The sequence below is a fragment of the Rathayibacter tritici genome (assembly GCF_002932875.1).
Taxonomy (GTDB): Bacteria; Actinomycetota; Actinomycetes; order Actinomycetales; family Microbacteriaceae; genus Rathayibacter; species Rathayibacter tritici.
In genome coordinates, this window is sequence record NZ_PSWS01000063.1 from 55,529 (window position 1) to 65,883 (window position 10,355).

Below are 10,355 nucleotides of genomic sequence, written 5' to 3' on the forward strand. Positions count from 1 at the left end.
ATTCGCGACCATGAACTCTGACGACTCGACCCCCTCTGTCACCGCCTCGCCGACTCCCGGATCAGCCGCACCGGACACATCGACGCCCTGGTGGACGAGCGCGGTCGTCTACCAGATCTACCCGCGCTCCTTCGCCGACTCGAACGGCGACGGCATCGGGGATCTGGGCGGCATCCGCTCCAAGCTCGACCACCTCGCCGACCTGGGTGTCGACGTGGTCTGGCTCTCGCCGATCTACCCGTCGCCGCAGCACGACAACGGCTACGACATCTCGGACTACGAGGACATCGACCCCCGCTTCGGAACGCTGGAGGAGTTCGACCTGCTGCTCGCGGAGGCGCACGAGCGCGGCATCCGCATCGTGATGGACCTCGTGGTCAACCACACCAGCAACGAGCACGCCTGGTTCGTCGAGTCGCGCTCCTCGCAGGAGGACCCGAAGCGCGACTGGTACTGGTGGCGTCGCGGGCGCCGCTCGGTCCAGCCGGGACGCGAGCTCGACGCGGCGGCCGACGCCGGGCTCGATGTCGCCGAGCCCAACGGCTGGCGCTCCTACTTCTCGGGGCCCGCGTGGACGCTGGATCCCGCGACGGACGAGTACTTCCTCCACCTCTTCGCGGTTCAGCAGCCCGACCTCAACTGGGAGAATCCGGAGGTGCGGCGAGCGGTGCACGCGATGATGAACCGCTGGCTCGACCGCGGAGTCGACGGCTTCCGGATGGACGTCATCAACCTCGTCTCGAAGGACGTCGAGGCGATCGACGGTGAGCAGGGCGGCACGGGCATCATGGGCGGCGTGGGGCCGCGGCTCCACGAGTACCTCCGCGAGATGAACGAGGCCGTGTTCGCGCACCGCGAGGGCGCCTTCCTCACGGTCGGGGAGATGCCCGGGGTCACTCTCGAGGAGGCCGTGCTGGTCACGGATCCGCAGCGGCGCGAGCTCGACATGGTGTTCCAGTTCGAACACGTCGGGATCGACCACGGCGTCGACAAGTTCCACCCGGTGCCGCTGGATCTGGTCGCGCTGAAGGCCAATCTCGCGCGCTGGCAGGAGGGTTTGGCCGAGCGCGGCTGGAACAGCCTCTACCTCGGCAACCACGATCAGCCCCGGCTGGTCTCCCGCTTCGGCGACGACGGCGCCCACCGCTACGAGTCCGCGACGCTGTGGGCGACCCTCCTGCACCTGCAGCGGGGCACGCCCTACATCTACCAGGGCGACGAGATCGGGATGACGAATGTGCCATTCGCCGGAATCGAGGATTTCCGCGACGTCGAGTCGCTGAACTACTGGGCCGAGGCCGTCGACGAGCGCGGCGAGGACCCGGCGACGGTGCTCGCCGGGCTTCGCGCGCAGAGCCGCGACAATGCTCGAACTCCGGTGCAGTGGGACGACGGTCCGCAGGCGGGCTTCACGACCGGGGAGCCGTGGATCGCCGTGAATCCGAACGCCGCCCACGTGAACGTCGCCGCCGATCGGGCAGCCGAGCGGTCGGTGTTCGAGTACTACCGCGCCCTGATCGCCCTCCGGCACGCCGACGAGACCGTGCAGCTGGGCCGCTTCGCACTGCTGGAGGCCGAGCACCCCACCCTGTTCGCCTTCACCCGCACCGGACCCGGCGAGCTCCTCATCGTCGGAAACGTGTCGGGCGAGCCGCTCGAGGTCCCGCTGCTGGCGGAATGGGCGGGAGCCGAGGCGGTGCTCGGCAATGTCGCGGGTGCGACGGGATCGACGCTGGGTCCGTGGGAGGCGCGCATCCTACGCCGCTGAGGCGGCCGGTCGGGCTATCCGGGGCAGCCGGGGCGGGAGCCGCCGGCGCGGTCCGCCGCGAGTGCGAGCGGGCCGGCGGGCCTCCTCAGGCTGAGACGCGGTCGAGCTGGGCGATGTCGCTGCGGGTCAGCGGGAGGAGCGCCGACGCGAACAGAGCCTCGAGTTCCTCGGCGTTCCGGGCTCGCACGATCGCGGCCGAGACCTCCTGGTGCGAGAGCACCCACGCGAGCGCGACCACGGCCGGCTCGGTGCCGTGCGCCTCGGCGATCTCGTCCAGAGCCGCCAGCACCCTCGAGCCGTGCCGGCCGACGTAGTCCAGTCCCGCCTCGAACAGGGCCGACTCCGGCTCGTCGGTGCGGCTGCGCAGGGTGCCGGTGAGGTAGCCGCTGGCGAGCGGCAGACGCGCGAGGGTGCCCAGCTCGAGCCGCACCACGTCGGGCGCGACATCGGACTCATAGGTCCTGCGCTCCATCAGGCTGTACTCCGCTACGACGGCCGCGAGCGTGGGCAACGCGAACGCGGTCGCCGTCTCGTGCAACGCCGTGATCGCCGCTCCGCTGAAGTGCGCGGCACCCAGGGCTCCGACCGAGCCGTCGGCGAGGAACGGCGCGACCGCCGCCAGGCTCTCGGCGATCGGAATGTCGGGGTCCTCGCTGTCGAACGAGAGGAGGTCGATCCGGGTGCCGAGCCGCTCGAGGCTCCCCTCGATCGCGATGCGGACGTCCTCGGGTGCAAGGCCCGGCGCGTCCGGGTGCCGGCCGACCTTCGTGGCGACGAGCATCTGCTCGCGCAGCCCGCTCTGCTCCAGCCATCGCCCGATCATGTACTCGCTGCGGCCGGTCGCATAGTGGTCGGCCGTCGAGATCAGCGTGCCGCCCAGGCGCCCGAACGCATCGAGCACCTCGGTGGTGTCGTCGATGCCGGCGGCCCAGCCGAAGACGGAGCCGTCGAGCGCGAGCGGATGAACGGGGAGGCCGGTCCGGCCCAGTGGTCGCGAGAGAGGTGTTCGCGAGAGGAGTGGTCGCGAGAGAAGCGTGCTCGAGACGGAGGGCGTCTCCGGCTCGGTGGCCAGGGGCGTCGGGTCGGTCACGGAGTCCTCCGGTCGGCGCGGTGCGGTTCCGACACCGTACCCCATGTCTCCCGGCGACGACGGACGCCCGCCCCACCGGAGTGGAACGGGCGTCACGGTCGTGCGGGAGTGATCAGCTCTCGGCGGGAACCTCGGCGTCGGCTTCTTCGGCCACGACGGGCGCGAGGGACAGCTTGCCGCGGTCGTCGATCTTGGTGATCTGGACGAGCAGCTTCTGGCCGACTCCGAGGACGTCCTCGACGTTCTCGACGCGCTTGCCGCCGGCGAGCTTGCGGACCTCACTGATGTGCAGCAGTCCGTCCTTGCCCGGCAGGAGCGAGACGAACGCACCGAAGGTCGCGAGCTTGACGACGGTTCCGAGGAACTGCTCGCCGATCTCGGGGTTGGTCGGATTGGCGATGGCGTTGACCTGCGCACGCGCGGCCTCGGCGGACGGACCGTCGACGGCTCCGATGTAGACCGTGCCGTCCTCCTCGATGGAGATGTCGGCACCGGTCTCGTCCTGGATCGCGTTGATCGTCTTGCCCTTCGGGCCGATCAGCTCGCCGATTTTGTCGACGGGGATCTGCACCGAGATCACGCGGGGGGCGGTCGGAGCCATCTCGTCGGGCTGGTCGATGGCCGCAGTGAGCACCGCGAGAATCGTGGTGCGGGCGTCCTTGGCCTGCTTGAGCGCGGCGTCGAGGACCGACGACGGGATGCCGTCGAGCTTCGTGTCGAGCTGGATGGCGGTGACGAACTCGGAGGTGCCGGCGACCTTGAAGTCCATGTCGCCGAGCGCGTCCTCGGCGCCCAGGATGTCGGTCAGCGCCGCATAACGGGTCTGACCGTCGACGACGTCGGACACCAAGCCCATCGCGATGCCCGCGACCGGAGCGCGCAGCGGCACACCCGCGTTGAGCAGCGACAGGGTCGACGCGCAGACCGAGCCCATCGAGGTCGAGCCGTTAGAGCTCAGCGCCTCGGAGACCTGGCGGATCGCGTAGGGGAACTCCTCGCGGCTGGGCAGCACCGGCACAAGGGCGCGCTCGGCGAGGAAGCCGTGCCCGATCTCGCGACGCTTCGGCGACCCGACGCGGCCGGTGTCACCGGTGGAGTAGGGCGGGAAGTTGTAGTGGTGCAGGTAGCGCTTCTTGGTGACCGGCGACAGCGAGTCGATCTGCTGCTCCATCTTGAGCATGTTCAGCGTGGTGACGCCCAGGATCTGGGTCTCGCCGCGCTGGAAGATGGCCGAGCCGTGGACGCGCGGGATGACCTGCACCTCGGCGTCGAGCGGGCGGATGTCGGCCAGGCCGCGTCCGTCGATGCGCACGCCGTCGCGGAGGATGCGGCCGCGGACGACCACCTTCGTGACGGACTTGTACGCGGCTCCGACCTGGGCGTAGGCCTCGGCCGAGAGCTGACCCGAGGCGATGCGCTCGGCGATCTGCTCCTTGACGCGCGCCTTGAGGGCGTCGTCGGCGTCCTGGCGCTCGACCTTGTCGGCGATCTGGTAGACGCGGACGAGCTCGTCGTAGCTGAGTTCGGCGACGCTGTCGTAGGTGTCCTGCGCGTAGGGCAGGAACACCGGGTAGTCCTTGACCGGCTTCGCGGTCTCTGCGGCGAGCTTCGTCTGCGCCTCGACGAGCGCGCGGAGGAAGGGCTTCGCTGCCTCGAGGCCCTCGGCGACGACGTCCTCGCTGGGCTTGGTTGCACCCGCCTTGATGAGGTTCCAGGAGGACTCGGTGGCCTCGGCCTCGACCATCATGATGGCGACGTCGGAGGAACCGTCCTCGTTGGTGACGACGCGGCCCGCGACCGTGAGGTCGAAGACGGCGTTCTCGAGCTGCGAGGCCTTGGGGAAGGCGACCCACTGGTCGTTGCCGGAGCCGTCGGACATGAGCGCGAGGCGGACGCCCGCGACGGGGCCGGAGAACGGCAGGCCCGAGATCTGCGTCGAGGCGCTCGCGGCATTGATCGCGAGGGCGTCGTAGAACTCGTCCGGCGCGATGCTGAGGACCGTGATGACGATCTGGACCTCGTTGCGCAGGCCCTCGACGAACGAGGGGCGCAGCGGCCGGTCGATCAGACGGCAGACCAGGATCGCCTCGGTGGAGGGGCGGCCCTCGCGGCGGAAGAACGAGCCGGGGATCTTGCCGGCGGCGTAGGAGCGTTCTTCGACATCGACGGTCAGCGGGAAGAAGTCGAAGTTGTCCTTCGGGTTCTTCGACGCCGAGGTGGCCGAGAGGAGCATGGTGTCCTCATCGAGGTAGGCGGCGACGGCGCCCTGTGCCTGCTGCGCGAGGCGGCCGGTCTCGAAGCGGATGGTGCGGGTGCCGTACGAGCCGTTGTCGAGAACGGCTTCGGCGAATGTGATTTCAGGACCTTCCAAGAGGTCTGTCTCCTTAAACGTCTGCGGCGGCGCCCCTTCTGGGCGCCGGCGTTCGTCGGAGCAGCGGTCCGGTCAGGAATCGAGACGATCCCACGGCAGGGCTTCGCGCCGTACCGTCGTGTGGAGGGCGTTCGTGCTGGCCACCAGTAGAAAAGCTCCGGGCTGTCGCGACCGACTGCCGCTGCAACTGTCTACCGCTGCAACTATCTGCCGCTGCGGCCGTCTGCCGCTGTCCGGGACTCCACCACCGAGGACCAGCTTCCTGCCGGCCTGCTCCGTGGCTCGAATCCGGCATCGACCGGCGGTCGCTTTCGGATTCGGAACCGGTTCATGCTATCAGCAGCCGTACGGATCCTCCAGGAACCGCGCTACCGCGGCGATCCGTGGCCGACTCAGCCGCGGGTCTCGTGCATCAACAACTGCACGCGCAGACCGCCCTTCGCCGTCACGATCCGGGCGGGGATGCGGGGCGACCCGCCCGCCTCCGCGAGCCGAGCGAGAGCCGCGTCCACGACGTTCTCGAGGCCTCGTGGCACGTGGCCGACGAGTCCGGAGGGGCGCTGGGCCGCGAAGAGGCGCACCGGCATCGGAGCGTCCACGCGCTCCTCCTCGAGGGTGCGGCGTGGGATCACGGCGGTGATCTCGTCCTCGCCGAGAGCGAGCACCCGGGCGATCTCGTCCTGGTGGGGTCGGGAGTCGGCGAGGCCGAGGAGCGTGTCACCGCGCCGCGACCCCGGGCGCAGCTCGTAGTCGTAGTCGCCGAGCTTGCCCGAGCCGCGGTCGTCGGCGGGGAGGGGGTTCGCGTCACCGCGTCGGAACGGGAAGAACTTCATCCCCCCATCATGGAGCGCCTGGGCGTTCCCCCGCCGGAGTCAGGTGGTGCGGCGCATCCGCGATCACCGGGGCACGCACGACGACGACGCCGGACTAGCCTGCGAGCAGGAGGTGGCGGCGATGGGCAGGCGCGGCGTGGCACTCCTCCTGGCCGCCGCGGCACTCGTGACCGCCGCCGTCGCCGGTGTGCAGGGCGCCCTCACCGCTCAGGCCTCCCTCGGCGGAGCAGTCTCCGCAGGCTCCGACGCTCCCGCCCAGTGCGACGACAGCCGGGAGCTCTTGGCCGCTTCCTCCGCGCTGGAGGGCGGAGCGGGCGTGCCGGCCGGGCATCTCGTCGCCTGCCTCGACGAGGACCACCGCCGCCTCACCCTCCACAACCGCACGCCCGTCGTCTGGAGCCTCGGCGACTCCTCCGTGCGCGGAGTCGCAAGCGGGGTGGACGCAGTGACGGGGCTGCTGAGTCTGCACGCGTCGCAGTCCTCCTCGGGGTTGCTCCTCGCACCCGACTCGGCGGCCTCGGTCTCGGCCGGCGAGGGCAGGATCCGGCCGCGGCCCGATCGGCCGTCGACACGGCTGCAGCTCGCGCTCACCGCCCTGGTCGCCGCGCAGGATCAGGCGATCGGCCCCTCGGCCGGCCCGGACAGCATCATCCGCGGCGCCGCCCTGACCTGCGCAGTCGTGGTTGCCGAATCGAGCACCGGCTGGCAGGTGACCTCGCCGCAGGCTCTCACCGCGGTTGCCGCCGATCCGGTCTGCGCCCGTGACTGGGCCCGCGCCCAGCGCAGCGCCGCGGGCTGGCGGATCGCCCTGCCGGACCTCGTCGACGCCGTGCGGGCGCCCGGTCGCCCCGAGGCGGACGCGGTGCTCCAGCGTGCGGCGGCCGACTGGTTCTCGGCCTCGAGCGGCTTCTCGTGGGGCGGCGTCGACCGGCCGGCCCCGCTGCCCTGAGCCGGAGCGCTCCACAACGCGGAACGGACCGCCCTCCGCGAGGAGGACGGCCCGTTCGGCAAGAAGTTCGCGGTGTCATCGAGACCGCGCCCTGCTCCCAGGGGAACTAGCGGCGCTGACCCTTATCGGCGCAGACCCAGACGCTCGATCAGCGAGCGGTAGCGGTTGATGTCCACGTCCGAGAGGTAGCCGAGGAGTCGACGACGCTGACCCACGAGCAGAAGCAAGCCACGACGCGAGTGGTGGTCGTGCTTGTGCTCCTTGAGGTGCTCGGTGAGGTCCTTGATCCGCTTGGTCAGGACGGCCACCTGCACCTCGGGGGATCCGGTGTCACCGGGGTGGGTCGCGTACTCTTCGATGATCGCCTTCTTGACATCTGCTTCGAGTGCCATAAATGGGATCCCCTCTCTCTCGTTGCGCGGTGCCCGGCGCCTGCTGCGTGGGCTCTCTTCATCCGCGGCCGTCGAACGGCAACCTGCTGACCCTACCAGAGGGAGGTGGTGTCAGGAGCCGATGGCTCGGTTCCAGAGCACGACCAGCCACGGCGAGACCAGCAGCTGCCAGTAGACGAGCACGAGTCCGTTGGCGACGACACCGATCCAACCTGCGATCGGCGGGCGCTTCTCGCGCCGACGGGCGCGGATCGAGGAGACGGCGAGCAGGATCCCGGCGAGCAGGACCGCGTGGATGAGCGCGGTGTAGAGCACGCCGACCAGTAGGTCGCTGACGGCCTGGTCGCCCGGGTATGCGCCGAGTGAGATCAGGGCGTACCAGACGAAGAACGAGATCGGCACGGCGAGGGCCGCGAGGAGGATCGCGGCGATCCCGGCCCCGTAGCGGCGGACGAACCTGCCGGCGTCGGAGTCCGTGGCGTTCGTCCTGGACGACTCGGTGCGGGTCCCGCCGGTCGAGCTGCGCCGACCACCGGTGACCACGGCGGCGCGACGCGCACCCGCCTCGGCGGCCATACGGATCGAGCGTCGCGAGGGGGCGGCTCCGGCTGCTCGCGGGGCAGAAGGATCCTGACGCCCGGGCGCGCCGTCGGATGACGTGCTCATGACTCACACCCTAGGGTATGCCCCCTGAGCCAGGGGCTCAGCGCGACAACGGCCGCCAGGGCGACGGAGTCAGGACACTGGAGCGAGTGAGCCCGACTCCCCGCGCCCCCCGGCGCAGCCACGTCCTCGACGTCGCTCCCCTCCGCGAGTCCCCCGCCTTCGCCCGCCTCTGGGCCGGCACCGTGATCTCCGGCATCGGCGGCCAGATGACGATCGTCGCGGTCGGCCTGCACATCGACGAACTCACCGGCTCGACCCTGGCTGTCGCGCTTGTCGGCGTGGTGGCGCTGGTGCCGACCGTGATCGCCGGACTCTACGGCGGGATGCTCGCCGACGCGTTCGACCGCCGCCTGGTGCTGCTGCTCGCCGCGATCGTGGCCTGGGGCTCGACCGCGGGCATCGCCGCGCTCGCCTGGATCAGCGCCGCGACTCCGCTCTCGCTCTACCTCCTGACGGCTGCACACGCCGTGGCGACCACCGTGATCGTGGCCACCCGAATGACGCTGGCTCCGCGACTGCTCCGGACCGAGCTGGTCCCCGCGGCCGCCGCCCTGGGCGGTATCACAAGCGGAGTGGAGGTGACGGTCGGACCCGCACTCGCCGGCGTGCTCGTGGCCTCCTCGGGCTTCGCGGTCACCTACACGATCGACGTCGTGCTCTTCCTGGCCGCGTTCCTCGGCATCGCGGGTCTGCCCGCGCTCGTACCGGAGGGAGAGCGGCAGCGGCCGGGGCTGGAGTCGCTCCGCTACGGCCTGCGCTTTCTTCGGAGTGCACCGCACGTCCGGATGTCCTTCCTCGTCGACATCGTGGCGATGGCTTTCGGGCAGCCCCGCGTAGTGTTTCCCGCCGCCGCCGCGGTGCTGCTGGGCGGCGGGGCGGTGACGGTCGGGGCGCTCACGGCAGCGTTCGCGATCGGCGCGCTGCTCAGCGGTGTGTTCTCGGGGCGCCTGACCGGGGTGCGTTCGCTCTAGCCCGGTCCGCTCGCGGGACGGCGCCGGACGGGCACCGGGTCAGTCGCCGGAGGCCGCGTCCGCGCCGCCGCCGTCGGTCAGCTGCTCGTCCGAGACCGCCCCGCTGTCGTCGTCGCGGCCCACCACCCGCACGGGGCGGTAGACATGGAAGCCGTCGTCGTCGGGCTCGAGTTCCCAGACCACCTCGACTTCTTCGCCGTCGATGTCGGCGACACGGGTGAAGGAGCGCTGCGGGGAGCCGTTGATCATCTCGAGGCGGATGCTCTCCTGCTCCTCTCCGCTATCGAGGAGGGCGGTGTACGTCGATTCGGTATCCATGTCTCGACGCTAGACACGGGCGCGGAGGCGTCGCCACCCCTTGCGGCAGCGCCTGGTCCGCGTAGCGTCGGCCCCATGACCGAGACCGAGATCACCCCCGCCGACTCCGACGACCGCGCCCAGATCACCGAGCTGGTGACGAGCGCGGGCATCGGACTGCTCACCACCGTCACTGCGACCGGGCAGCTCGTCAGCCGCCCGCTGAAGGCCCAGGACATCGACTTCGACGGCGAGCTGTGGTTCTTCACGCAGGATCCGTCGCCCAAGGTCGACGACATCCGCGCGAACCCGAGCGTCAACGTGGCGTTCGAGTCCAAGAAGGGCTACTTGTCGGTGGCCGGCTCGGCGAGCATCGTGCACGACCCGGCCAAGGTGGACGAGCTGTGGTCCCCGGCCGTGGCCGGCTGGTTCCCCGACGGCAAGGACGACCCGACCGTCGCGCTGATCCGCGTGCACGCCGAGACCGTTGAGCTGTGGGCGACCGACGAGCCCCGACCAGTCGTGCTGTTCAAGGTCCTCAAGGCCGCCGTCACCGGCGGACAGCCCGACGTCGGCGAAAACCGCACCGTTTCGTTCGAGTGACGTCTTCCCTCCCGCGACATGTCGCTCGGGCGCTCCGGCCGGCAGGCCGTGCGCACGAGCCGAATGTCGCGGGAGGGAGGGTGCTCACTTCGGGCTGTCGGCGGGGCAGAAGGTCGACGGAGCCTCGCCGGGGCGTATTGCGACGGCGCAGCCAGCCGGTGCCTCAAGCGCGTCGACGCTTCCGAAGTTGACGGTCACCGTCAGCGACGACGGTGCGTCCTCGTCGCCGAAGGTCGTGCGCTGCAGATCCGGGGAAAGGCGCTCGAAGGAAGACATCGGATCGGTACCGGCGGCATCCTGCAGAAGAGCGAAGAAGGAGGCTTATGCAAAATACGATTGATCGAGATGGATTTGCGCGTGTCGGTCACGAATAACACCGGCTAATCCGCTTTGATTGAAGAGCAGCCTCTAACAG

11 protein-coding genes are annotated in these 10,355 nt (G+C 70.3%); 4 read left to right on the forward strand and 7 right to left on the reverse strand.

The features are described 5' to 3' along the window. Window positions 1-10 precede the first annotated feature (10 nt). Window positions 11-1,768 carry a glycoside hydrolase family 13 protein gene (locus C5D07_RS12835; RefSeq protein WP_084415829.1) on the forward strand — a complete coding sequence of 586 codons (1,758 nt, stop codon included), beginning with the start codon at window positions 11-13 and terminating at the stop codon, window positions 1,766-1,768. 85 nt (window positions 1,769-1,853) lie between these two features. Here C5D07_RS12835 and C5D07_RS12840 read toward each other — a convergent pair whose 3' ends face one another. From C5D07_RS12840 to C5D07_RS12850, 3 genes are all read right to left on the reverse strand, one after another. After that, window positions 1,854-2,858: an aldo/keto reductase gene (locus tag C5D07_RS12840; RefSeq protein ID WP_167542347.1), complete on the reverse strand. Its 1,005-nt coding sequence runs from the start codon at window positions 2,856-2,858 to the stop codon at window positions 1,854-1,856. Between the two features lie 112 nt (window positions 2,859-2,970). Further along, a complete protein-coding gene (locus C5D07_RS12845; RefSeq protein WP_068252333.1) occupies window positions 2,971-5,229 on the reverse strand; it encodes a polyribonucleotide nucleotidyltransferase in 2,259 nt (752 codons plus the stop codon). Between the two features lie 392 nt (window positions 5,230-5,621). Next, complete coding sequence (locus C5D07_RS12850) at window positions 5,622-6,062, reverse strand: hypothetical protein (RefSeq protein ID WP_068252330.1); 441 nt, start codon at window positions 6,060-6,062, stop codon at window positions 5,622-5,624. A gap of 121 nt (window positions 6,063-6,183) precedes the next feature. Here C5D07_RS12850 and C5D07_RS12855 point away from each other — a divergent pair, with 121 nt between their 5' ends. Continuing rightward, entirely contained in the window at window positions 6,184-7,011 is an 828-nt protein-coding gene (locus C5D07_RS12855) for a hypothetical protein (protein ID WP_146076717.1), read from the forward strand. A gap of 122 nt (window positions 7,012-7,133) precedes the next feature. Here the strand turns inward: C5D07_RS12855 and rpsO are convergent, their stop codons facing one another. Further along, on the reverse strand, window positions 7,134-7,403 hold the full coding sequence (gene rpsO / locus C5D07_RS12860) for a 30S ribosomal protein S15 (RefSeq protein WP_068252328.1): 270 nt from the start codon (window positions 7,401-7,403) through the stop codon (window positions 7,134-7,136). A gap of 111 nt (window positions 7,404-7,514) precedes the next feature. Continuing rightward, window positions 7,515-8,069, reverse strand: a complete 555-nt coding sequence (locus C5D07_RS12865) for a hypothetical protein (protein WP_146076718.1) — start codon at window positions 8,067-8,069, stop codon at window positions 7,515-7,517. Window positions 8,070-8,155: 86 nt separating this feature from the next. Here C5D07_RS12865 and C5D07_RS12870 point away from each other — a divergent pair, with 86 nt between their 5' ends. Continuing rightward, the gene (locus C5D07_RS12870; protein WP_249028234.1) at window positions 8,156-9,040 is read left to right on the forward strand and encodes an MFS transporter; all 885 of its coding nucleotides are present in this window, start codon (window positions 8,156-8,158) and stop codon (window positions 9,038-9,040) included. A gap of 39 nt (window positions 9,041-9,079) precedes the next feature. Here C5D07_RS12870 and C5D07_RS12875 read toward each other — a convergent pair whose 3' ends face one another. Further along, window positions 9,080-9,358 (reverse strand): hypothetical protein, encoded by a 279-nt coding sequence (locus tag C5D07_RS12875; protein ID WP_068252321.1) that lies wholly within the window; start codon window positions 9,356-9,358, stop codon window positions 9,080-9,082. A 75-nt stretch (window positions 9,359-9,433) separates the two neighbouring features. On the opposite strand from C5D07_RS12875, the gene C5D07_RS12880 reads away from it, so the two are divergent. Next, the gene (locus C5D07_RS12880) at window positions 9,434-9,940 is read left to right on the forward strand and encodes a pyridoxamine 5'-phosphate oxidase family protein (RefSeq protein WP_068252318.1); all 507 of its coding nucleotides are present in this window, start codon (window positions 9,434-9,436) and stop codon (window positions 9,938-9,940) included. Between the two features lie 84 nt (window positions 9,941-10,024). Here C5D07_RS12880 and C5D07_RS12885 read toward each other — a convergent pair whose 3' ends face one another. Then, complete coding sequence (locus C5D07_RS12885) at window positions 10,025-10,216, reverse strand: hypothetical protein (RefSeq protein WP_104259501.1); 192 nt, start codon at window positions 10,214-10,216, stop codon at window positions 10,025-10,027. Window positions 10,217-10,355 lie beyond the last annotated feature (139 nt).

Bases quoted from the DNA above. Each gene is read 5' to 3' on its own strand.
- C5D07_RS12835 (WP_084415829.1), top strand. From the start codon at position 11: ATGAACTCTGACGACTCGACCCCCTCTGTCACCGCCTCGCCGACTCCC.
- C5D07_RS12850 (WP_068252330.1), bottom strand. From the start codon at position 6,062: ATGAAGTTCTTCCCGTTCCGACGCGGTGACGCGAACCCCCTCCCCGCC.
- C5D07_RS12855 (WP_146076717.1), top strand. From the start codon at position 6,184: ATGGGCAGGCGCGGCGTGGCACTCCTCCTGGCCGCCGCGGCACTCGTG.
- rpsO (WP_068252328.1), bottom strand. From the start codon at position 7,403: ATGGCACTCGAAGCAGATGTCAAGAAGGCGATCATCGAAGAGTACGCG.
- C5D07_RS12865 (WP_146076718.1), bottom strand. From the start codon at position 8,069: ATGAGCACGTCATCCGACGGCGCGCCCGGGCGTCAGGATCCTTCTGCC.
- C5D07_RS12875 (WP_068252321.1), bottom strand. From the start codon at position 9,358: ATGGATACCGAATCGACGTACACCGCCCTCCTCGATAGCGGAGAGGAG.
- C5D07_RS12880 (WP_068252318.1), top strand. From the start codon at position 9,434: ATGACCGAGACCGAGATCACCCCCGCCGACTCCGACGACCGCGCCCAG.
- C5D07_RS12885 (WP_104259501.1), bottom strand. From the start codon at position 10,216: ATGTCTTCCTTCGAGCGCCTTTCCCCGGATCTGCAGCGCACGACCTTC.